This window comes from Variovorax paradoxus (assembly GCF_030815975.1).
GTDB classification, from domain to species: Bacteria; Pseudomonadota; Gammaproteobacteria; order Burkholderiales; family Burkholderiaceae_C; genus Variovorax; species Variovorax paradoxus_N.
In genome coordinates, this window is record NZ_JAUSXL010000002.1 from 856,988 (window position 1) to 879,251 (window position 22,264).

A 22,264-nucleotide genomic window follows, 5' to 3' on the forward strand; every position below is an offset into this window, starting at 1 on the left:
TCATGATGAAGCCACTGACTTCGACCGGCAGCCGCCTCGCCGTCGTTGCACTCGCAGCGCAGATGCTGGTTGCCGCCACCTTGCTGCAGGCCGCGCCGCCCGCGTTCGCGCAGACTGGCGATGCGCCGCGCCGGGGCGAGCCCATCACGCTCAACTTCGCCAACGCCGACATCGAGGCCGTGGCCCGCACCATGGCGGTGGTCACCGGCCGCGACGTGGTGGTCGACCCGCGCGTCAAGGGCACGATGAATCTCGTCACCGACCGCGCCATCGCGCCGGCCGCGGCGTTCAACCAGTTCGCGTCCGCGCTGCGGCTGCAGGGCTTTGCGGTGGTGGAGGCCGAAGGGCTCTACAAGGTGGTGCCCGAAGCCGACGCCAAGCTCCAGACCCAGACGGTCAACACCGCGACACCCAGCGCCGGCTCGGTGGGCGGCAACCAGATCGTCACGCAGATCTTCAGGCTCAACTACGAGTCGCCGAACAGCCTGCTGCCGGTGCTGCGCCCGCTCATTCCGCCCAACAACACAATCAACGTGAACCCGGGCAACAACTCGCTGGTGATCACCGACTACGCGGACAACATGCGCCGGCTGGCGCGCATCATCGCGGCGCTCGACGTGCCCAATGCGTCGGACATCGAGGTGATCCCGCTCAAGCATTCGATCGCCACCGACATGCTGCCGCTGATCACCCGGCTGGTCGACGGCAGCGGTTCGGGCGCCACACCGGGCGCGGCCGCGCCGGGCACGGCCGATGCGTCGTTCCGCACCACCTTGCTGGCCGATCCGCGCAGCAACGCGCTGATCCTGCGCGCGGCCAATCCGGCGCGCGCGGCGCTGGTGCGCACACTGGTCGACAAGCTCGACCGCGCGCCTGCCGAGAGCAGCAACGGCGCGGCCGGCAACATCTACGTGGTCTACCTGAAGAATGCCGATGCGGTGCGGCTGGCGGCCACGCTGCGCGCCGCCATGGCGGCCAACCAGCTGCCCGGCACGCCGGGCACGCCGGGCGCGGCCGGCGGCACACCAACGTCGCAACCACAAGCCAATGCGCCGTCTCCGTTTCCAGTTAATTTCGGCCAGCAAGGTGGTGGAGGTTCATCAGCGGCCAACACGCCGCTTAACAACGCTAACCAGCCATCTGTTGGGGGTCAGATACAGGCTGACCCCTCAACTAATTCGCTCATCATCACGGCGCCCGAACCTCAATATCGACAGTTGCGAGCCGTGATAGACAGACTTGATGGCCGCCGCGCGCAAGTCATGATCGAGGCTTTGATCGTCGAAGTTAACGCAGTCAAAGCCGCTAACTTTGGCGTCCAATGGCAAAGCGCGCTCGGTCGCAACGCGGTTGTTGGCACTAATTCCAGTCTAGCCAGCACCAACATCTTAGCCTTAACTCAGGCACTAGCGACCGGCGTTATTAGTCAAAACTCACTGCCATCCCCAGGATTGAATTTAGGCATCGCTGGCAAAATCGGTGGCAACTATGTGTTGGGCGCGATCGCAAATTTCTTTAGCAGCGATAACGATGCCAACATTCTCTCGACACCTAATCTTCTCACCCTTGACAATGAAGAGGCGAAGATTGTGATCGGGCAAAATGTGCCCTTCCCCACCGGCTCCTATGCCAGTACAACCGGGGTCCCTGGTATTAGTCCGTTTACTACCGTCGAACGCAAAGATGTAGGCTTAACGCTACGAGTTCGACCGCAAATCAATGAGAATGGCACCGTGAAGATGGTCATTTTTCAAGAAACCTCGGATGTTGACCGCACCACTCTCTCAAACCCTAATGGCCCAACAACAAATAAACGATCAATCGAATCCAGCGTCTTAGTCGATGATGGTGGTCTCGTGATGCTTGGCGGCCTGCTATCAGACACGTATGGAAATACTACCGAGAAAATTCCAATAGCTGGAGATATTCCTCTGTTTGGCAATCTTTTCAAGAATGAAGTCCGTTCGCGCGACAAGAAAAACCTCATGATGTTCTTGCGTCCCGTTGTGATGCGAGATGGGATGGCAACAGAGACTTTCGCCAATGATCGGTATGACGAAATTCGCACTCTTCAGCGACAAGCGCAACCCGATCCCGCCAACGTAATGTTACGCAACGTGGATGCCGCGCCGGTGTTACCCGAAAGATCAAGTCCGCGCTCGCGTGAGCAAACAGGGAATCTTCGAATGGAGGGCACCGTGCTTATTCCTCCACCATCCCCCGCTGCAAAATCCGACCTAAGTCCAAATCCTTTGCGCGGTGCACCACCGCCTACTGCGGACCCAGCTAGTAAACAAGAATTACCTTAACTTCAATAGTGCCAACCAACAACCTGAAGGGAGACCAAAGCAGAGAAATACCTCATCACAATTTGATATCCATAAAAAAACCAAATCCAATATCATTATCAAGGGAATTCAAATGAATATCTTCAAATACAGTGCAATCGCATTGCTTTTTTGTGCATTTTCAGCGCATGCAACTGGCGAACGGGTGACGTCCTGCTCAGGGTACGGGCCGAATGGATCAATTCCGGTAGGCTGGGCATTAGTGCGGATTGAGGGCAATTGGAGTTGCGGCGTACCTTATGGAATTTTATATACTTGGGAAAATCTCAACGGAAGAACATGGGGTTCCAGAGTCGAAGTCTGCAGCTTGAGCAATATACCTAATTGGTGGCCCGTTCAATACATCGGCAATTTTAACAACACCCCTCCTTGTTATCAGGCCGGGCCATACAGATACATAGTGGAATACAGAGGAAATTAATCTTATTTCACAAATACGACCAAAATTCGAAATACAACAAATTAAAGTCGAATTTTGGTCGGCCAAGCACCTTTTATTCAATGAGCACGAGATCGTCGGCCTTAACAGAGAATCAAGCCCCCGAGCCATTAGTGATGGCATTTGATTAAATAATGAGACACCCCCTGCCCTACGCGTTCGCACGCAGCCAGCAGCTGCTGCTCGAAGCAGCCGACGACGGCAGCCACACGCTGTGGATGTCGAGCCATCCCTCGCGCAGCGCGGTCGGCGAGGTCACGCGCAAATACGGTGTGCAGGCCTTCGAGGTGCTGGCCGACGGCCCGCTCGCGCAGCGCATCAGCGCGGCCTATGCGCAGGGCGAATCGAGCGCCGCCGCGGTGGTGAGCGAGGTGCAGAGCGACGCCGACCTCTCGCGCATGATGCAGGAGCTGCCGGCGGTGGAAGACCTGCTGGAAAGCGCCGGCGACGCGCCCATCATCCGCATGCTCAACGCGCTGCTCACGCAGGCCGCGCGCGACGGCGCAAGCGACATCCACATCGAGCCCTACGAGCGCACCTCGTCCGTGCGCTTTCGCATCGACGGCACGCTGCGCGAGGTGGTGCAGCCCAACCGCGCGCTGCACGCCGCGCTGATCTCGCGCCTGAAGATCATGGCCGACCTCGACATCTCCGAGAAGCGGCTGCCGCAGGACGGACGCATCAGCCTGCGCATCGGCACGCGCGCGGTCGACGTGCGCGTCTCCACGCTGCCAAGCGCGCATGGCGAGCGCGCGGTGCTGCGCCTCCTGGACAAGACCGAATCGAAGCTCACGCTCGAATCGGTCGGCATGCAGGGCGACACGCTCGCGCGCTTCGAGAAGCTCATTTCGCAGCCGCACGGCATCATCCTGGTGACCGGCCCCACGGGCTCGGGCAAGACCACCACGCTGTACGCCGCGCTGGCGCGGCTGGACGCCAGCCGCAGCAACATCATGACGGTGGAAGACCCGATCGAATACGAGCTGCCGGGCGTGGGCCAGACGCAGATCAACGCCAAGATCGAGCTCACCTTCGCGAAGGCATTGCGCGCCATCCTGCGGCAGGACCCGGACGTGATCATGATCGGCGAAATCCGCGACTTCGAAACCGCGCAGATCGCCATCCAGGCCTCGCTCACCGGCCACCTCGTGCTTGCGACGCTGCACACCAATGACTCGGTCAGCGCCGTCACGCGGCTGACCGACATGGGCGTGGAGCCGTTCCTCTTGAGCTCGTCGCTTTTGGGCGTGCTCGCGCAGCGCCTGGTGCGCAAGGTCTGCACGGCCTGCGGCGGCGCCGGCTGCGATGTGTGCGGGCAAACCGGCTACCAGGGCCGCACCGGCATCTTCGAACTGCTGGTGGCCAACGACGAAGTGCAGGCGCTCATTCATGGCAAGGCCGCCGAGAGCCGACTCTTCGAAGCCGGCGCGCGCGGCGGCCTGCGCTCGATGCGCGAGGACGGCGAGCGGCTGGTGCAGACCGGCATTACCTCGCGCGCCGAGCTGGTGCGGGTCACGCGCGAATAGCCCGACGGCCTTTCTTCCATGCCCGCCTATTCCTTCGAAGCCATCGATGCCAGCGGCCAGTCGCGCGAAGGCGTGCTCGAGGCCGACACCGCGCGCAGCGCCCGCAGCCTGCTGCGCGCGCAGGCGCTCATTCCGCTGTCGGTCACACCGGTGGGCAGCAGCCACGTCAACGGCACCGGCAATGGCGGCCTGCGCCGCTGGCTGGGCGGCGGCGCGAGGATCTTCAGCTCGACCGGTCTTGCGGTCTGGACGCGTCAGCTCGCGGGCCTCGTGTCCTCCGGCCTGCCGCTCGAACGCGCGCTGACCGCGCTCACCGACGAAGCCGAGACCGAGCCGCAGCGCAACCTGGTCGCGTCGCTGCGCGCCGAGGTCAACGCGGGCTCGCCTTTCGCGCGTGCGCTCGCGGCCCATCCGCGCGAGTTCTCGCCCATCTACACGGCAGTGATCGGCGCGGGCGAGCAGAGCGGCAACCTCGGCCTCGTGCTCGACCGGCTCGCCGACGACTTGGAGGAGCGGCAGGCGCTGCAGCAGAAGCTCATCGGCGCCGCGCTTTATCCGGCCATCGTCACGCTGGTGGCGATCGTGATCGTGATCTTTCTCGTGAGCTACGTGGTGCCGCAGGTGGCGCAGGTGTTCGCGGGCACCAAGCGCTCGCTCCCCTTCCTCACCACCGTCATGCTGTCGCTGAGCGCGGCGGTGCGCAACTACGGGTGGTGGATGCTGGGCGGCGTGGTGCTCGCCGCCATCGCTGCGCGGTTGGCATTGGCGCAGGAGGCCTTCCGCCTGAAGTTCGATGCCGCCTGGCTCCGGCTGCCGCTGGTGGGCAAGCTCGCGCGCGGCTACAACGCGGCGCGCTTTGCCAGCACGCTGGCCATGCTGGCCACCGCCGGGGTGCCGATCCTGCGCGCGCTGCAGGCAGCTTCCGAAACGCTGGGCAACCGCGCCATGCGCGCGGATGCGCTCGACGCACTGGTGCTGGTGCGCGAAGGCGCGCCGCTGGCCTCGGCACTGGCGCAGAAAAAACGCTTTCCCGGACTGGTCTCGATGTTCGCGCGCCTGGGCGAGCAGACCGGCACGCTGCCGCTGATGCTGCAGCGCGCGGCCAACCAGCTGGGCGCCGAAGTGCAGCGCCGCGCGATGCACCTGGCCACTATCCTCGAGCCCCTCTTGATCGTGGCCATGGGCGGCGTGGTGATGCTCATTGTGCTGGCGGTGATGCTGCCTATCATCCAGCTCAACCAGTTCGTCAAGTAACGCCGCCAGGAAGCACTGCACGCCATGCCCGTCACGCTCGAAGACAAACTCGTGGTCGCGATCTCGTCGCGCGCGCTGTTCAACCTCGAAGAAGAGAACAGGATCTTCGAGGCCGGCGACAACGAGGGCTACATGAAGCTGCAGCTCGACCGCATCGACGTGCCGGCCGCGCCGGGCATCGCGTACTCGCTGATCCGCAAGCTGCTGCGCTTCAACGACGACGGCGTGCAGCGCGTCGAGGTGGTGATCCTCTCGCGCAACGATCCGGTCTCGGGCATGCGGATCTTCCGCTCGAGCGCGGCCGCCGACATCAAGCTGCAGCGCGGCGTGTTCACGCAGGGGCGGCCGCCCTTCGGCTATCTGCGGCCGCTGCGCGCGCACCTGTTCCTCTCGGTCAATGCGCAGGACGTGCGCGAAGCGCTCAGCGCGGGTTTTCCGGCCGCGCGGGTGCTGGTCGAATCGGTGAAGGCCAGCGATGCATGGCCCAACGAAGTTCGCATTGCCTTCGACGGCGATGCGGTGCTGTTCTCCGACGAGGCCGAGCGCGTGTTCCAGGCCGAGGGCCTCGACGCCTTCCAGGCGCACGAGCTCAGCAAGGCCGACCTGCCGCTGCCCGAAGGTCCCTTCAAGCCGCTGCTGATGGCGCTGCATCGCCTGCAGATGGCAGGTAACGCGCAGATGCGCATCCGCACTGCGCTGGTCACCGCGCGCAGCGCCCCGGCGCACGAGCGCGCGATCCGCACGCTCATGAAGTGGAACATCCGCGTCGACGAGGCGATGTTCCTCGGCGGCCTTCCGAAGGGTGAATTCCTGCGCGAGTTCGAACCCGATTTCTTCTTCGACGACCAGACCGGCCACGTCGATGCCGCGGCACGCCACGTGCCCGCGGGCCACGTCTCGAGCGGCATCAGCAACGAGCGCTGAGCGCTCCCGCGGCGCGCCCTGCGCCGCTGCCTTGTCATCGCTCGTTCATGGCGATGTAACGCGATCTCCCTAGTCTTGCGGCCTGTCCGCTGCGCGGTGCCTCGCGATGCTTTGCTGCGTCGCGTCGTCGAGCCCGCACGGCCTTTTTTCGACGCTCTGCTTCCGAGCGCCCACGCAACGACGACTCCCAAGGAATCCCCCATGCGACTTTCATCCCTGCCTGCGCGGCTCGTTCCCGCGCTGATCCTGGCCTCTGTCCTTTCCGCCTGCGGCGGCGGCAACGGCGGTGGTGGTTTCTTCGGCGGCCTGCCTGGCGTGGGCGCTCCGACACCGACCACGCCCACCACGCCGCCGCCCGACGCCGGCACCAAGCCCGAGATGCGCTGCGCCCCCTGAACACCACGAAACGCCAGAACAACACCATGAACTCACGCCGCAAATTCCTGACAGGCACCGCCACCACCGGTGCTGCCGCGCTCGCGCTCTCGGCCTTTCCGCCGAGCATCCGCCGCGCACTCGCCATTCCCGCCAACAACAAGACCGGCACCATCAAGGACGTGGAGCACATCGTCATCCTGATGCAGGAGAACCGCTCGTTCGACCACTACTTCGGCACGCTCATGGGCGTGCGCGGCTTCGGCGACCGCTTCACCATTCCGCTGCCCCAGGGCCGTGGCGTCTGGCAGCAACTCGACGATGCCGGCAAGGAAGTGCTGCCCTACCATCTCGACGGTTCGAAGGGCAATGCGCAGCGCGTGGCCGGCACGCCGCACAGCTGGAGCGACGGCCAGGCTGCGTGGGCCGGCGGGCGCATGTACGAATGGGTGCGCTACAAGAAAACCAGGACGGCGCCTTTCACGCAATCGATGGGCTACCTCGAAGAAGCGGAACTGCCGTTCCAGTTCGCACTGGCCAACGCCTTCACGCTCTGCGACGCGTACCACTGCAGCATGCACACCGGCACCAATTCGAACCGCATGTTCCTCTGGACCGGCACCAACGGCCCCACGGGCGCGAACGTGGCCACGGTCAACAACGAGTGGGATTCGATCGACAGCTCGGCCAACGGCTACAGCTGGAAGACCTATCCCGAGCGGCTGCAGGAAGCCAAGGTGAGCTGGATGGTCTACCAGAACATGCCCGAGAACTTCGGCGACAACTCGCTGGCCGGCTTCAGGCAATACCGGCTCGCGAACGAAGCCTCCGGCAAGCCCGTGAGCAACGACGTGGCCTCTCCCGCCTACGACCCGGCCAGCGACGACGCCGGCAATCCGCTCTACAAGGGCATTGCCAACACCATGCCCGACGGCGGCTTTCTCGAGCAGTTCCGCCAGGACATCAAGAACGGCAAGCTGCCCCAGGTGTCGTGGATCGTCGCGCCCGCGACCTATTCGGAGCACCCCGGCCCGTCGAGCCCGGTGCAGGGCGGCTGGTACATCCAGGAAACGCTCGATGCGCTCACCGCCGTGCCCGAGGTGTGGAGCAAGACCGTGCTGTTCATCAACTTCGACGAGAACGACGGCTATTTCGATCACATTCCTTCGCCGGCCGCGCCTTCCATCAACGCCGACGGAACGCCCGCGGGAAAGACCACGCTGCCGCCCGAAGCGCTCAAGCCCGAGTACTTCAATCACCCGAATCCGCCCGGCACCACCGACCAGCCGCCGCCCGACGGCCGCGTCTACGGCCCCGGCGTGCGTGTGCCGATGTATGTGGTGTCGCCCTGGAGCCGCGGCGGCTGGGTCAACTCGCAGGCCTTCGACCACACCTCGGTGCTGCGCTTCGTCGAGGCGCGCTTCGGGGTGAAGGAGACCAACATCAGCGATTTCCGCCGCGCCGTGTGCGGCGATCTCACGAGCGCCTTCAATTTCGTTTCTCCGAACAGCGAAGCACTGCCGGCACTCGCAGGCCGAAAGACCAAGGCGCAGGCCGACCAACTGCGCGCCGACCAGGAGGCGCTGTCGCAGGTGGCACTGCCGCTCGACCCGCTGCTGCCACGCCAGGCCGCCGGCACGCGCCCCTCGCGCGCGCTGCCCTACGAGCTGCACACGAGTGCCCGCGCCGATGCCGTGAACGGCAAGCTCCAGCTGATCTTCGCGAACACCGGCACCGCCAGCGCGGTGTTCCACGTCTACGACAAGCTCAACCTCGACCGCCTGCCGCGCCGCTACCTGGTCGAACCCGGCAAGACGCTCGACGATGCATGGAACGCGACGCGCGACGACAGCGGTTTCTATGATCTGTGGGTGCTCGGGCCCAATGGCTTTCACCGCCACTTCAAGGGCGACCTGAACGCGCTTCGCGCCGGCGGCGTGGCCGTGCCCGAGGTGCGCGTGTGCTACGACATCGCCAACGGCAACGTGTACCTGGAAATGCGCAACGACGGCAAGAACGCCTGCAAGTTCAGCGTGCGCGCCAAGGCCTACCGAACCGACGGCCCGTGGACCGCGACGGTGGAAGGCGGCGCCAAGGCCGAGCTGCACTGGGATCTGTCGGCGAGCGGCGCGTGGTACGACTTTGCCGTGGCCTGCGATGCGGACACGAGCTTCGTGCGCCGCTTTGCCGGCCGCGTCGAGACCGGCCGGCACTCGGTGAGCGACCCGGCCATGGGTCTGGCCGATCTCTGACGGCGCGAGCTACGCCGCGGCGGTGCGAAGCCGCAGTTGCCGGACCCTGAACAGCAGCATCGCTGCGATGCTGACGTTCAGCAGGTTCCAGCCGATGCCGTTGAGAAACGCCGCGTGGTAGCTGCCGGTCAGGTCGAACACCTTGCCCGACATCCAGCCGCCCAGCGCCATGCCGAACAGCGTGAACATCAGCACCGTGCCCACGCGCGCACCGGCTTCCTCGGGCGGAAAGTGCTCGCGCACGATGATCGCGTAGGACGGCACGATGCCGCCCTGGAACAGCCCGAACAGCGCCGAGATCACATAGAGCGACACCAGCCCGTCGAACGGCAGGAACAGCAGCAGCGCCACGCACTGCAGCACGCCGCCCAGCAGCAGCGTGCGCAGCCCGCCGATGCGGTCGCAGATCGCGCCCGACACCAGCCGGCTCACCACGCCGAAACCCAGCATCAGCGACAGCATCTGCGCGCCCTGCGCCGGGCCGTAGCCGAGGTCGCCGCAGTAGGCCACGATGTGCACCTGCGGCATCGCCATGGCCACGCAGCAGGCCACGCCCGCCACGCACAGCAGGCCCTGGGCCGTGCCCATGCTGAAACCGAAAGGCCGTGTCAGATCGCGCCGCCGAGCGGCATGGCCCGCATGGCCGGCCGGCGCGGCCGCCAGCGCCGGCGGCCGTGCACGAAAGCAGAGCGCGAGCGCCGCCATCGCGAGGCCGCAGAACACGCCCATGCCGATGTAGGTCTGGCGCCAGCCGACCGCCTCGATGAAATGCTGCGCGATCGGCGGCCAGATGGCGCCGGCCACATAGTTGCCGCTCGCGCACACCGCCACCGCGATACCGCGCCGCTTGACGAACCAGAGCGAGGTGTCCGCCACCAGCGGCGCAAAGGCCGCGGCGCTGCCGAGCAGGCCGACCAGCATGGCCTGCGCCACGATGAAGGAGACGATGCCGTCGGCCATGCCGCATGCGACATAGCCCACGCCGAGGCTCAGCGCGCCGATCAGTAAGGGCCACATCACGCCGAATCGATCGGCCAGCCGCCCCATCAGCACGCCGCCCACGCCGAAGCCGAGCATCAGCAGGGTGTAGGGCAGCGAGGCATCGGCGCGCGCAATGCCGAACTCGGCCTGCACGGCGGGCAGCATCACCGAGACCACGTACATGCCGCTGCTGCCGACCGTCATGACCAGCAGCGTGAGGCCAAGCCGCAGCATGGCGTAGCGCGAATCCGCCTCGTGGGCGCCTGTCTCCGATGTCTTCATTGTTTTTTGCTCCGCGCCGAGGATACCGCCGGGCGCGAATATGCGAAGGCGAGCGCGCGCAATGCCCGGCGGCGCATGGCCGCCTGCGCGCCCGAGGGGCGAATCAGCCCGCGAGCGGAACCGGCATCACGACATCGGCAGAAGCCTTGGGCACCGGCACGCCGGGCTTGGGCTTGTTGTCGCAGCCGGCCGTCAGGAGGCCGATGCAGAACAGAAGAACAAGGGCTGTGCTTCTCATGCGGCGGATGCTATGCCCGCCTTCATGCAAGTCAAGTCGGACGCCGCGCCGACCGTGCCGGGCCGGCTTCAGGCCCGTCTAAGGAACATTTGACTACCATCGTTTCCTCACGAAGTCCGGCGCACCCGCGCCCAGCCAGGAAATCCGCATGCCTTTATCTGCCACGGCGCGAGCCGCCACGTTCGCCCAAGTGCTGCGCCGCGTCTTGTCGCTCTCTGCGCCCTATTTCAAGTCGGAAGAGAAGTGGCGCGCCCGCAGCCTGTTCCTGGCCGTGATAGGGCTGAACCTCGGCACGGTCTATGTTGCGGTGCTGCTCAACGATTGGAGCCGAGTCTTTTTCGACGCCCTGCAGAACAAGAACGAGCCGGTCTTCTGGACCCAGCTGCTGCGCTTCACCTACATCGCGATGGCTGGCATCGGTGTCGCGGTCTTCAAGTTTTATCTGACGCAGCTGCTCCAGGTGCGCTGGCGCGCCTGGATGACGCGCAGCTATCTGAGCCGATGGATGGCCAACCGCACCTTCTATCGGCTGGAGCTCGCGCGCTACGCGCAGAAAGCCGCCACCGCGGAAGGCCAGCCGGCTAATACCGACAATCCGGACCAGCGCATCCAGGAAGACATGCAGCTGTTCACCGACTACACGGTGACGCTCTCGATGGGAATCTTGAACTCGGTGGTGACGCTGGTGACGTTCGTCGGCATCCTCTGGAGCCTGTCAGGGCAGTTCGCATTCAATCTGGGCGGGCATGAATTCACCGTGCCGGGGCTGATGGTCTGGGTCGCGGTTATTTACTGCACCGTGGGCACGGTCATCACCCACTTCATTGGCCGGCCGCTGATAGGACTCAACTTCCAGCAGCAGCGCCTCGAAGCAGATTTCCGCCATCACCTGGTACGGGTTCGCGAATACAGCGAGGCCATCGCGCTTGACCGCGGCGACCGCGTGGAGCGCGGCCAGCTCGACACGCGCTTTTCGAGCGTGCTGCGCAACTACCTTGCGCTCATCAAGCAACAGAAGAATTTGGTCACTTTCACCGCCTCGTTCGGGCAACTGGCGATCGTGTTTCCGTACTTCCTCGCCGCGCCCCGCTTCTTCAGCGGTGCAATCCAGTTCGGCGAGATGATGCAGATCGCCCGTGCCTTCAACACGGTGCAGGACGCGCTCTCCTGGTTTGTCGAGAACTACGACCGGGTCGCCATCTGGCGCGCCACCGCCGACCGGCTCACCAGCTTCGATGACGCCATGCGCGCCCAGGAAGTGCCCAACGAGCAGCTCGAGCGCGACAGTGCCATCGGCCTGCGCTCCGACGATCTGTCGATTGCACTGCCCAACGGCACCTCGCTGCTCGCGGGAGCGACGCTTTCGGTGCAGCCGGGCGACAGCGTGCTGCTGCAGGGGCCTTCGGGCAGCGGCAAGTCGACCCTGTTCCGCACCTTCGCCGGCATCTGGCCGTTTGCGCGCGGCCATGTGAAAGTGCCGGACGGCGCGGTGTTCATGCCGCAGCGGCCCTACGTGCCGGACGGCACCTTGCGCAACGCGCTGACCTATCCGAATCCGGCCGAGAACTACAGCGATGCCGAGCTGCGCCAGGCGCTGGTCGACGCGCTGCTGCCCGACCTTGCGAGCCGCCTCGACGACAGCGATGCCTGGAGCCAGAAGCTCTCGGGCGGCGAGCAGCAGCGCCTGTCCATCGCACGCGTGCTGCTGAAGAAGCCGTCATGGCTCTTTGCCGACGAGATCACCAGCGCGCTCGACGCCGAGGCCGAGGGCGTGCTCTACAAGCGGCTCTCCGACCGGGTGAAGGCCGCAGGCGGCGCCATGGTGTCGATCGCGCACCGCGCGGCGGTCGGCGATTTCCACAACCAGCGCTGGACGCTGGTGCCCCAGCCCGAAGGCGCACCCGCGGGCGGCGCGCGCTACCGGCTGGAGACTGCGGCCACCTAGGATTGCAGGGGGCGCGAGGCGTAGCGCTCCCAGCCCTTCTTGCGCAGGTCACAGGCGGGGCACTCGCCGCAGCCGTAGCCCCAGGCCTGGCGATGCTCGCGGTCGCCGAGGTAGCAGGTGTGGGTTTCTTCCACGATGAGATCGACCAGCGGCTCGCCGCCCAGGCGGTGCGCCATCTGCCAGGTCTCGGCCTTGTCGATCCACATCAGCGGCGTCTCGATGACCAGGCGGCGCTCCAGACCGAGCGAGAGCGCGAGCTGCATCGCCTTCATGGTGTCGTCGCGGCAGTCGGGGTAGCCCGAGAAGTCGGTCTCGCAGACGCCGGTGACGATCACCTGCAGGCCGCGCCGGTAGGCCAGCGCACCGGCCAGCGTGAGGAACAGCAGGTTGCGGCCGGGCACGAAGGTGTTGGGCAGCCCATCGGCCTGCATCTCGAAGGCCACTTCCTCCGTGAGCGAGGAGCCGCCGAGCTGGGCCAGCGCCGCGAGCGTGAGCACGTGGTCTTCGCCCAGGCGCGGTGCCCAGTCGGGAAAGCGCTCGCGCATCTTCGCGAGGATGGTGCCGCGCACGTCGAGCTCGACGCGGTGCCGCTGGCCATAGTCGAAACCCAGCGTCTCGACGCGCTGGTACTTGGAAAGCGCGTCCGCGAGGCAGGTGGTCGAATCCTGGCCGCCGGAGAACAGGACGAGGGCGGTGGTGTGCAGGGGCATGTCTGTCTCTTTCAACGGAAGGCCGTTGCCGGTTCAAAGCTGCGATTTTCGCAAGGCTAGAGAAAGCGCTCCAGCAGCTTGCGCGAGGCGCGGTCGAGCGCCTTCAGGTCGGGAATGCGGAACTGCACGCCGTGGGCGCTGGCGATCAGCAGTGCGCCGCCTTCGAGCCGGCGGATGTCTTCCTCGGCCTTGAGCACGAAGCTGGTGTCGCCGCGGTCGGTGCTCACGGTCCAGGTGCTGGGCACGCCGAAGCTCGACACGCCATGCAGCTTCAGCAGCGTGGGCGCGAAGTCGCGCACCGCCAGCTCCTGTTCGAGCAGCGCCCGCGTCGCCGGAGGCAAGGCCTCGACGCGGTCGATCCAGACCAGTTCGCGGCCCTCGCTGCCGACCAGCGACACGCCCTCGCCGGGCGCGCTGAGCGGAAAGGCGCGCACGGGCGTCACGCCCGCATGGCGCTCGCCCTCTGCATCGGTCAGCACCAGGCGGCCGAAGGCATCGCGCTCGAGATTGAAAGTGGGAATGGTGTCGCTCATCATGCGTCTCCGGCCGGGTGGGCGGCATGGCTGATCAGCGGCAGCTGCGCGCCGGCGCGTTCGTCGACGGCGCCTTCGCTCGCATCGTCGTCGCCCTGGCGCAGCTGTGCCTGGTAGAGCCGCCAGTAGGCGCCCTGCCTGGCCATCAAGGCATCGTGCGGACCGACCTCGACCACCTCGCCTCGGTCCATCACCACCAGCCGGTCGGCCTTGCGCAGCGTCGACAGCCGGTGCGCAATGGCGATGGTGGTGCGGCCCTGCACGAGGTTGTCGAGCGCCTTCTGGATCTCCTTCTCGGTTTCGGTGTCCACGGCCGAAGTGGCCTCGTCGAGGATCAGGATGCGCGGGTCGATGAGCAGCGCGCGCGCAATGCTGATGCGCTGCCGCTCGCCGCCCGACAGCCCCTGCCCGCGCTCGCCCACGAGCGAGTCGTAGCCATGCGGCAGGCGCAGGATGAAGTCGTGGGCATGCGCGGCCCGCGCTGCGGCCACCACTTCTTCGCGCGTGGCATCGGGCTTGCCGTAGGCGATGTTCTGCGCGATGGTGCCGAAGAAGAGGAACGGCTCCTGCAGCACCAGCCCGACGTGGCGGCGGTAGTCGGCCACGGCAAAGCGGCGGATGTCGGTGCCATCGACCTTGATGGCACCGTCGGTCACGTCGTAGAAGCGGCAGATCAGGTTGACCAGCGTGCTTTTGCCCGAGCCGCTGTGGCCCACCAGGCCGATCATCTCGCCGGGCTCGATGGTCAGGTCGAGGTTGTGGATCACGGCGCGCGAGCCGTAGCGAAAGCCCAGCCCGCTCATCTCGATGCGGCCCTGCACGCGCTCGATCTTCACCGGGTTGGCCGGCTCGGGCACGTTGCTCACGTGATCCAGGATGTCGAAGATGCGCTTGGCGCCGGCCGCCGCCTTCTGCGTGACGGAGACGATGCGGCTCATCGAGTCGAGCCGCGTGTAGAAGCGCCCGATGTACGCGATGAACGCGGTCAGCACGCCCACCGTGATGCTGCCGCGCGCCACCTGCCAGATGCCGAAGCCCCAGACCACGAGCAGGCCGATCTCGGTCAGCAGCGAGACGGTGGGCGTGAAGAGCGACCAGGTGCGGTTGAGCTTGTCGTTGACCTGCAGGTTGTAGGCGTTGGCGACGCGAAAGCGCTCGGCCTCGCGGCGCTCCTGCGCAAAGGCCTTGACCACGCGAATGCCCGGGATGGTGTCGGCCAGCACGTTGGTCACCTCGGACCACACGCGGTCGATCTTCTCGAAGCCGGTGCGCAGGCGGTCGCGCACCACGTGGATCATCCAGGCGATGAAGGGCAGCGGCACCAGCGTGACCACCGCCAGCAGCGGATTGATGGAAAAAAGAATGACCGCGGTCATCACGATCATCAGCACGTCGTTTGCGAAATCGAGCGCGTGCAGCGAAAGGAACACGTTGATGCGGTCGGTTTCCGAGCCGATGCGCGCCATCAGGTCGCCGGTGCGCTTGCCGCCGAAATAGTCGAGCGGCAGGGTCAGCAGATGCTCGTAGGTGGTGGTGCGCAGGTCGGCGCCGATGCGCTCCGACACCAGCGCCAGCAGGTAGGTGCGCGCCCAGCCCAGGCCCCAGCCGACCAGCGCCGCGCCGAGCAGCCCGCTGAGGTAGAGCACGACGCGGGCCGGGTCGATCTTCTGCCCGTTCTGGAACGGAATCAGGATGTCGTCCATCAGCGGGATCGTCAGATAGGGCGGCACCAGGGTCGCGGCCGTGGAGATCAGGGTCAGCAGAAATCCCGTGATCAGTTGCTTCCGGTAGGGCTTGGCGAAGCGGCCCAGCCGCAGCAGCACCCAGGTCGACGGCGGCGTCTGGAGCTCGGCGTCGGGCGGGGCCAGGTCGTCGCCATCGGGCTCGGCTGTCGCCTCGGCGACAGTGCCGTTCTCGCGCTGGCCAAAGAGCTTGAGCAGCCGCAGCGCGGCCGGCTGGCTGGCCAGCGTGTAGCGCCAGCGCGCCAGGCGGCCCTCGGCACCCACCAGATCGAGCGTTCCAACGCCCGAATGGTCGCTCAGATGCAAACGGAGGGCCGAATCTGATAGTGTCCACTCACACCACTGGCCGCCCGGTTGCAGCGCCAGCAGGCGCCGATCGGTCAGGGCGACGAGCCCAAAGGTAAACAGAAGTTCGTCGTCGAGGTCAACCGGTAATGTGACCAGAACGTTTTCCGCGGCTGCGAGCCGGCTTTTCAGCGCGTCTGAGGCCGCCTCGGTTTCGCCCTCCCGGGTGCCGACTGGATCGTGATGTTGCATTGTGTTTCTTTGACTCTTGCCCGTCGCGGGCCGCTTGGACCGCGCCATGGCGTCCTTTGTCGGGCGCCGATTCTGACCGATTGCCATGGGCGCGCTTGAAGGCGCCGCGGTGCTCGGCCAAAGCACATCGAACGTTTGCATGACCCGTTTCGACGACATCCGCCTGCTGCGCATCAACTATTTGCGCGGCCCCAATCTCTGGACCTACCGGCCCGTGCTGGAAGTCTGGCTCGACCTGGGCCAGCTGGAGGACTACCCCTCCAACAAGATCGACGGCTTCACCGATCGGCTCACGGCCCTGCTGCCCGCGCTCATCGAGCACCACTGCGGCGTCGGCGAGCGCGGCGGCTTCATCCAGCGGCTGACCGAAGGCACCTGGTCGGGCCATGTGCTGGAGCACGTGGTGATCGAGCTCTTGAACCTGGCCGGCATGCCGACCGGCTTCGGCCAGACCCGCAGCACCTCGGAGCACGGCGTCTACCGCATGGTGTTCCGTGCGCGCGACGAGCAGGTGGCCCGCGTGGCGCTGGCCGAAGGCCACCGCCTGCTGATGGCGGCCATCAACAACGACCCGTTCAGCGCCAATGATGTGCAGAAGGCGGTCGATGCGGTCAAGGCCAAGGTGGAGGACTGCTACCTGGGCCCGAGCACCGCGGCCATCGTGTCCGCCGCCACCGACCGCGGCATTCCGCACATCCGCCTGAACAGCGGCAACCTGGTGCAGCTGGGCTATGGCGCCAACCAGCAGCGCATCTGGACCGCCGAGACCGACTACACCAGCGCCATCGGCGAATCGATCGCCAGCGACAAGGAGCTCACCAAGTCGCTGCTCGCGAGCTGCGGCGTGCCGGTGCCCGAGGGCCAGGTGGTGGCCAGCGCCGAGGAAGCCTGGGAAGCCGCCGAGGACATCGGCCTGCCGGTGGCCGTGAAGCCGTCGGACGCCAACCACGGGCGCGGCGTGTCGCTCGAACTCACCACACGCGAAGAGGTCATGGCCGCCTTCGCGGTGGCCGAGCCCGAAGGCAGCGACGTGATGGTCGAGCGCTTCATCCGCGGCCACGAGCACCGCCTGCTGGTGGTGGGCGGCGAAGTGGTGGCGGCCGCACGCGGCGAGATCATCACCGTGACGGGCGACGGCAAGAGCAGCGTCGCCGAGCTGATCGAGAAGCAGCTCAACGGCGATCCGCGCCGCGGCGCCGAAGAGGAATATCCGCTCGACCTGATCGTGCTGGCCACCGACGCCAAGCTGCAGCTCGAACTCAAGCGCCAGGAGCTCGACGGCGCCTCGGTGCCGGCCGCGGGCCGCGTGGTCACGATCCAGCGCAACGGCAACATGGCCAACGACTGCACCGACCAGGTTCATCCCGAAGTCGCGCATGCCGCCGTGCTGGCCGCACGCGTGGTGGGCCTGGACATCGCGGGCATCGACCTGGTGGCGCAGGACATCGGCAAGCCGCTCGGCCCGCAGCGCGGCGCCATCGTCGAAGTGAATGCCGGGCCCGGCCTCCTGATGCACCTGAAGCCGGCCGTCGGCTCGCCGCGCCCGGTGGGCCGCGCGATCTGCGACCACCTGTTCCCCAATGACGCGCCGGGCCGCATTCCCGTGATCGGCGTGGCCGGCTCGCGCGACACCGCGGTGCTCGCGCGCCTGGTCGCCTGGCTCATCAACCTGGGCGGGCGCCACACCGGCCTGGCTTGCCGCGACGGCCTGTTCCTCGAGCGCCGCCGCGTCGATGCGCGCGACAGCGCCAACTGGGACGCCGGCCGCCGCCTGCTCGTGAACCGCGCGGTGGAAGCGGTGGTGATCGAGAACGGCGCCGAGACCATCCTGCGCGACGGCCTGGCCTACGACCGCTGCGAAATCGGCATCGTGACCGACCTCGATGGGGCCGAGGCGCTGGCCGGCTACGACATCACCGAGAGCGACCAGATGGTCAAGGTGCTGCGCACGCAGGTCGACGTGGTGCTCGGCGAAGGCACGGCCGTGCTCAATGCGGACGATGCGCGCGTGGCGGGCCTGGCGCCGCTGTGCGACGGCGCCGTCATTCTTTATGCGGTCGATCCGCAGGCCGCCGCGCTCGCCGCGCACCAGGCCGCCGGCGGCAAGGCCGTGCTGGTGCGGCAGGACCGCGTGGTGCTGGCCAACGGCAGCAGCGAGTCCTTCCTGCCCGGTCTCGGCCGCCTGACCGTCTGGCGCGCCACGCACGCGGGCGTCAGCCTGGAGAGCCTGCTGGCCGCGGTGGCCGCGGCCTGGGCGCTGGGCATTCCGCTGAACCTGATCGGCGCCGGCGTCGAGGCCTTCGAGGCCGACCTGCAGGCGGCGCTGGCGTCGCTGCAGCTGTCGCAGACCCCGCCGCTTTCGTCCCCTCAACTGCAACTCGCCTGAAGCGCACTGCCGCCCCATGAAAGTCACCCGTATCCGCGCCTTGCGCGGCCCCAATCTCTGGAGCCGCCACACCGCCATCGAAGCGGTGGTTGCCTGCGAAGGCGATGAGAACGCCATCGGCCGCCTGCCGGGCTTCGAAGTCCGCCTGCGCGCGCTGTTTCCCAACATCGGCGAGCTGCATCCGATGGTGCTGGGCCAGCCGATGGCGCTCGCCCACGTGCTCGAGAACGCCGCCGTGGCGCTGCAGGCCCAGGCCGGCTGCGCGGTCAACTTCGGCCACACCTCGCGCACGGTGGAAGACGGCGTCTACCAGGTCGTCTTTCAGTACAGCGAAGAAGCCGTGGGCCGACGCGCAATCGAACTGGCCGAACAGCTGATCGCGGCCGCGCAGGCTGACACCGCTTTCGACGCCGCCGCGGCCATCACCGAGCTGCGCGACCTCGACGAGTCCGAGCGCCTGGGGCCGAGCACCGGCTCCATCGTCGATGCCGCCGTGGCACGCGGCATTCCCTACCGCCGGCTGACCAGCGGCAGCCTGGTGCAGTTCGGCTGGGGTTCCAAGCAGCGCCGCATCCAGGCAGCCGAAGTCGACAGCACCAGCGGCGTGGCCGAATCGATCGCGCAGGACAAGGAACTCACCAAGCAACTGCTCAATGCCGCCGGCGTGCCGGTGCCGCTGGGCCGCCCCGTCTCTGATGCAGAAGACGGCTGGGCCGCGGCCATGGAAATCGGCCTGCCGGTGGTGGTGAAGCCGCAGGATGGCAACCAGGGCAAGGGCGTCACGGTCAACATCACGACGCAGGAGCAGCTCACGTCCGCCTACGACTCGGCCGCCGCGTACGGCGAAGTCATGGTCGAGAAATTCCTGCCGGGCTTCGACTTCCGCCTGCTGGTGGTGGGCGACCGCCTGGTGGCCGCCGCGCGGCGCGACCCGCCGCATGTGATCGGCGACGGCAGCGCCACGGTGCGCCAGCTGGTCGATGCCGTGAACCTCGACCCGCGCCGCGGCGAAGGCCACGCCACCTCGCTCACCAAGATCCGCCTGGACGACATCGCCATCGGCCGCCTCGAGGCCCAGGGCCTCGCGCCCGACAGCGTGCCCGCGCGCGGCCAGCGCGTGGTGCTGCGCAACAACGCCAACCTGTCCACCGGCGGCACCGCCACCGACGTGACCGACACCGTGCACCCGGAAGTGGCCGCGCGCGCCGTGGATGCGGCGCAGATGGTCGGCCTGCACATCTGCGGCGTCGACATGGTGTGCGAGAACGTGCTGCGCCCGCTCGAGGAGCAGCACGGCGGCGTGGTCGAGGTCAATGCCGCGCCCGGCCTGCGCATGCACATCTCGCCGTCGTTCGGCCGCGGCCGCGCGGTGGGCGAAGCCGTCATGGACACCCTCTTCGCGCACGGCGACGATGGCCGCATCCCGGTGGTGGCCGTCACCGGCACCAACGGCAAGACCACCACGGCGCGCCTCGTCAACCACCTGCTCTCGTCGAGCGGCCTGCGCACCGGCATGACCAACACCGACGGCGTGTACGTCGATGGCCGCCAGACCGACAGCGGCGACTGCAGCGGCCCCAAGAGCGCGCGCAACGTGCTCATGCACCCCGACGTGGATGCGGCCGTGTTCGAAGTGGCGCGCGGCGGCGTGCTGCGCGAGGGCCTCGGCTTCGACCGCTGCCAAGTGGCCGTGGTCACCAACATCGGCAGCGGCGACCACCTGGGCCTGAACTACATCACCACCGTCGAAGACCTCGCGGTGCTCAAGCGCGTGATCGTGCGCAATGTCGCGCCCGACGGCTACGCGGTGCTCAATGCCGCCGACGTCAATGTCGCCGCCATGGCCGCCGGCTGCCCCGGCCACGTGATCTTCTTCACCGCCGACCGCCAGCATCCGGTGATGGCCACGCACCGCGCACAGGGCAAGCGCACCGTCTACGTCGACCAGGACACGCTGGTGGCGGCCGAAGGCTCCTGGCGCGAGCGCATTGCGCTGCGCGACGTGCCGATCACGCGCGGCGGCACCATCGGCTTCCAGGTCGACAACGTGATGGCGGCGGTGGCCGCCGCATGGGCCGTGGGCCTCGACTGGGACACCATCCGCAGCGGCCTCGCGAGCTTCATGAATGACGCGGCCGGCGTGCCGGGGCGCTTCAACGTCATGGACTACCGCGGCGCCACCGTGATCGCCGACTACGGCCACAACACCGACGCCATGCGCGCGCTGGTCTCGGCCGTGGACACCATGCCGGCCAACAAGCGCTCGGTGGTGATCAGCGGCGCGGGCGACCGGCGCGACTCCGACATCCGCGACCAGACCGCCATCCTCGGCCAGGCTTTCGACGACGTGATCCTCTACCAGGACGCGGCCCAGCGCGGCCGCGCCGACGGCGAGGTGATGGCGCTGCTGCGCCAGGGCCTGCAGGGCGCGGCGCGCACGCGCTACATCGACGAGATCCGCGGCGAGTTCGTCGCCATCGACACCGCGCTCGCGCGCCTGCAGCCGGGCGACCTGTCGCTGATCCTGGTCGACCAGGTCGAGGAAGCGCTGGCGCACCTCGCGCAGCGCATCGCGGCGGGCTGACGCGCCCCGGGGCCGGCCACGCCGGCCCATGCCGGACACGTCCCACACGCATCGGCGCGTCCGGCCGGGTCTGCTGTCTGTGCAGTCCCACACCTTGCACGGCTTGCACCGGACCACACTGCGGGTCCGGTCGCGCTTTCGGAGGGCGCGCCCTAACCAGGAGCACCCGATGACAACAAGAGTTCGTTCCACCTTTTCTGCTGCCGCGCTTTTTGCAGCGAGCGGTTTTCTTTTTCTAAGCCCATCGTTCGCCCAGGCGCAGGCGCCCGGCACGGCCGCACGCGCGCAGCAGGAGCGCGCCACCTGCGACGGCGTGCAGCAGGACCGTGCGGCCTGCCTGCGCGAAGCCGGCGCTGCACGCCAGGAAGCGGGGCGCGACGGCCTCACGAGCGCCAGTCCCGGCCGCTATGACGCCAATGCGATGGCGCGCTGCCGCGAACAGCCCGCGGCCGATCGCGCGGACTGCGAGGCCCGTCTGCAGGGCGGCGCACGCACCAGCACCGAAGGCAGCGTGATGGGCGGCGGCGTCATCCGCGAAACAGTGACCCCGCTGCCGGCGCAACCGGCCGCACCCACGCGCTGATGAACATCGGCCGCGCGGAACCCGATGCGGCCCGCCTTGTCCAACAGTTTCATGTCTCAGGTCACTCCAAGGAGCACCCCATGAACAGCACCACTCGTTCGATGATTGCCGCCCTGATTGCCGTGGGCGGCCTTGCCGCGGCCACGTCGGCCTCGGCCCAGCCGCGCCGCGGCGATTCCGTCTACCAGCAGGAACTCTCGGTCTGCGGCCGCAACCAGCAAGACCGCGCGGCCTGCATCCGCGAGGCCGGCGCCGCACGCCAGGAAGCGGCGCGCGGCGGGCTGACCAGCGCGCCCGATTACCAGCGCAACGCGCTCGCACGCTGCGGCCTGCAGCCACCGGCCGACCGTGCGGACTGCGAGGCGCGCGTAATGGGCGGCAGCGGCAACACCCGCGGCAATGTCGATGGCAGCGTGATGGGCGGCGGCGTGATCCGCGAATCGGTCACCACCGTCGTCATGCCGGCGCCTGCAACGATGCCGGCGCCGATGCCCGCGCCTTCACGGGTTCCGCCACCGGCCATCGCGCCGGTCGAACCGATGGCACCGATGGCGCCCATGGAGCCGATGCCGGCGCCCATGCCGCCCGCTCGCTGAAGCACCAAGCTGTCGATGCGGCACCGTCG

16 protein-coding genes are annotated in these 22,264 nt (G+C 67.2%); 11 read left to right on the forward strand and 5 right to left on the reverse strand.

The features are described from left to right. Positions 1–2: 2 nt before the first annotated feature. The 6 genes from gspD to QFZ47_RS07860 all read left to right on the forward strand — a co-directional run bounded on the left by gspD (position 3) and on the right by QFZ47_RS07860 (position 9,118). Positions 3–2,309 (forward strand): type II secretion system secretin GspD, encoded by a 2,307-nt coding sequence (gspD, locus tag QFZ47_RS07835; protein WP_307655105.1) that lies wholly within the window; start codon positions 3–5, stop codon positions 2,307–2,309. A 612-nt stretch (positions 2,310–2,921) separates the two neighbouring features. Beyond that, on the forward strand, positions 2,922–4,313 hold the full coding sequence (locus QFZ47_RS07840; protein ID WP_307655106.1) for a GspE/PulE family protein: 1,392 nt from the start codon (positions 2,922–2,924) through the stop codon (positions 4,311–4,313). An 18-nt stretch (positions 4,314–4,331) separates the two neighbouring features. Next, entirely contained in the window at positions 4,332–5,567 is a 1,236-nt protein-coding gene (gene gspF / locus QFZ47_RS07845; protein ID WP_307655107.1) for a type II secretion system inner membrane protein GspF, read from the forward strand. Between the two features lie 24 nt (positions 5,568–5,591). Next, positions 5,592–6,491, forward strand: coding sequence for a 5'-nucleotidase (locus QFZ47_RS07850; RefSeq protein ID WP_307655108.1), 900 nt, complete (start codon positions 5,592–5,594; stop codon positions 6,489–6,491). Between the two features lie 201 nt (positions 6,492–6,692). Continuing rightward, on the forward strand, positions 6,693–6,887 hold the full coding sequence (locus QFZ47_RS07855; RefSeq protein WP_307655109.1) for a hypothetical protein: 195 nt from the start codon (positions 6,693–6,695) through the stop codon (positions 6,885–6,887). A 26-nt stretch (positions 6,888–6,913) separates the two neighbouring features. Further along, positions 6,914–9,118: a phosphocholine-specific phospholipase C gene (locus tag QFZ47_RS07860; protein ID WP_307655110.1), complete on the forward strand. Its 2,205-nt coding sequence runs from the start codon at positions 6,914–6,916 to the stop codon at positions 9,116–9,118. Positions 9,119–9,127: 9 nt separating this feature from the next. Here the strand turns inward: QFZ47_RS07860 and QFZ47_RS07865 are convergent, their stop codons facing one another. Beyond that, positions 9,128–10,381, reverse strand: a complete 1,254-nt coding sequence (locus tag QFZ47_RS07865) for an MFS transporter (protein WP_307655111.1) — start codon at positions 10,379–10,381, stop codon at positions 9,128–9,130. Between the two features lie 103 nt (positions 10,382–10,484). Next, complete coding sequence (locus tag QFZ47_RS07870; protein ID WP_307655112.1) at positions 10,485–10,619, reverse strand: hypothetical protein; 135 nt, start codon at positions 10,617–10,619, stop codon at positions 10,485–10,487. Between the two features lie 148 nt (positions 10,620–10,767). On the opposite strand from QFZ47_RS07870, the gene QFZ47_RS07875 reads away from it, so the two are divergent. Continuing rightward, a complete protein-coding gene (locus QFZ47_RS07875) occupies positions 10,768–12,564 on the forward strand; it encodes an ABC transporter ATP-binding protein/permease (RefSeq protein ID WP_307655113.1) in 1,797 nt (598 codons plus the stop codon). On the opposite strand, the gene queC is transcribed toward QFZ47_RS07875, so the two are convergent. The 3 genes from queC to QFZ47_RS07890 are packed head-to-tail and all read right to left on the reverse strand — an operon-like array spanning position 12,561 to position 16,086. After that, on the reverse strand, positions 12,561–13,274 hold the full coding sequence (gene queC / locus QFZ47_RS07880) for a 7-cyano-7-deazaguanine synthase QueC (RefSeq protein WP_307655114.1): 714 nt from the start codon (positions 13,272–13,274) through the stop codon (positions 12,561–12,563). The two genes, QFZ47_RS07875 and queC, sit on opposite strands and share 4 nt — an antisense overlap. Positions 13,275–13,330: 56 nt before the next feature. After that, complete coding sequence (locus QFZ47_RS07885) at positions 13,331–13,807, reverse strand: cyanophycin metabolism-associated DUF1854 family protein (RefSeq protein WP_307655116.1); 477 nt, start codon at positions 13,805–13,807, stop codon at positions 13,331–13,333. Beyond that, entirely contained in the window at positions 13,807–16,086 is a 2,280-nt protein-coding gene (locus QFZ47_RS07890; RefSeq protein ID WP_307655118.1) for a cyanophycin metabolism-associated ABC transporter, read from the reverse strand. Before QFZ47_RS07890 ends, QFZ47_RS07885 begins: the two co-directional genes overlap by 1 nt. A 139-nt stretch (positions 16,087–16,225) precedes the next feature. Here QFZ47_RS07890 and QFZ47_RS07895 point away from each other — a divergent pair, with 139 nt between their 5' ends. The 4 genes from QFZ47_RS07895 (at position 16,226) to QFZ47_RS07910 (ending at position 22,235) form a co-directional block, all read left to right on the forward strand. After that, a complete protein-coding gene (locus tag QFZ47_RS07895; RefSeq protein ID WP_307655119.1) occupies positions 16,226–18,472 on the forward strand; it encodes a cyanophycin synthetase in 2,247 nt (748 codons plus the stop codon). Positions 18,473–18,488: 16 nt separating this feature from the next. Further along, positions 18,489–21,056: a cyanophycin synthetase gene (gene cphA / locus QFZ47_RS07900; RefSeq protein ID WP_307655120.1), complete on the forward strand. Its 2,568-nt coding sequence runs from the start codon at positions 18,489–18,491 to the stop codon at positions 21,054–21,056. 169 nt (positions 21,057–21,225) lie between these two features. Continuing rightward, positions 21,226–21,639 (forward strand): hypothetical protein, encoded by a 414-nt coding sequence (locus tag QFZ47_RS07905; protein WP_307655122.1) that lies wholly within the window; start codon positions 21,226–21,228, stop codon positions 21,637–21,639. A gap of 80 nt (positions 21,640–21,719) precedes the next feature. After that, positions 21,720–22,235 (forward strand): hypothetical protein, encoded by a 516-nt coding sequence (locus QFZ47_RS07910; protein WP_307655123.1) that lies wholly within the window; start codon positions 21,720–21,722, stop codon positions 22,233–22,235. Positions 22,236–22,264 lie beyond the last annotated feature (29 nt).

Excerpts from the sequence above, each read along its gene's own strand:
- gspD (WP_307655105.1), top strand. The coding sequence starts at position 3 with ATGATGAAGCCACTGACTTCGACCGGCAGCCGCCTCGCCGTCGTTGCA.
- QFZ47_RS07840 (WP_307655106.1), top strand. The coding sequence starts at position 2,922 with ATGAGACACCCCCTGCCCTACGCGTTCGCACGCAGCCAGCAGCTGCTG.
- gspF (WP_307655107.1), top strand. The coding sequence starts at position 4,332 with ATGCCCGCCTATTCCTTCGAAGCCATCGATGCCAGCGGCCAGTCGCGC.
- QFZ47_RS07850 (WP_307655108.1), top strand. The coding sequence starts at position 5,592 with ATGCCCGTCACGCTCGAAGACAAACTCGTGGTCGCGATCTCGTCGCGC.
- QFZ47_RS07855 (WP_307655109.1), top strand. The coding sequence starts at position 6,693 with ATGCGACTTTCATCCCTGCCTGCGCGGCTCGTTCCCGCGCTGATCCTG.
- QFZ47_RS07860 (WP_307655110.1), top strand. The coding sequence starts at position 6,914 with ATGAACTCACGCCGCAAATTCCTGACAGGCACCGCCACCACCGGTGCT.
- QFZ47_RS07865 (WP_307655111.1), bottom strand. The coding sequence starts at position 10,381 with ATGAAGACATCGGAGACAGGCGCCCACGAGGCGGATTCGCGCTACGCC.
- QFZ47_RS07870 (WP_307655112.1), bottom strand. The coding sequence starts at position 10,619 with ATGAGAAGCACAGCCCTTGTTCTTCTGTTCTGCATCGGCCTCCTGACG.
- QFZ47_RS07875 (WP_307655113.1), top strand. The coding sequence starts at position 10,768 with ATGCCTTTATCTGCCACGGCGCGAGCCGCCACGTTCGCCCAAGTGCTG.
- queC (WP_307655114.1), bottom strand. The coding sequence starts at position 13,274 with ATGCCCCTGCACACCACCGCCCTCGTCCTGTTCTCCGGCGGCCAGGAT.
- QFZ47_RS07885 (WP_307655116.1), bottom strand. The coding sequence starts at position 13,807 with ATGAGCGACACCATTCCCACTTTCAATCTCGAGCGCGATGCCTTCGGC.
- QFZ47_RS07890 (WP_307655118.1), bottom strand. The coding sequence starts at position 16,086 with ATGCAACATCACGATCCAGTCGGCACCCGGGAGGGCGAAACCGAGGCG.
- QFZ47_RS07895 (WP_307655119.1), top strand. The coding sequence starts at position 16,226 with ATGACCCGTTTCGACGACATCCGCCTGCTGCGCATCAACTATTTGCGC.
- cphA (WP_307655120.1), top strand. The coding sequence starts at position 18,489 with ATGAAAGTCACCCGTATCCGCGCCTTGCGCGGCCCCAATCTCTGGAGC.
- QFZ47_RS07905 (WP_307655122.1), top strand. The coding sequence starts at position 21,226 with ATGACAACAAGAGTTCGTTCCACCTTTTCTGCTGCCGCGCTTTTTGCA.
- QFZ47_RS07910 (WP_307655123.1), top strand. The coding sequence starts at position 21,720 with ATGAACAGCACCACTCGTTCGATGATTGCCGCCCTGATTGCCGTGGGC.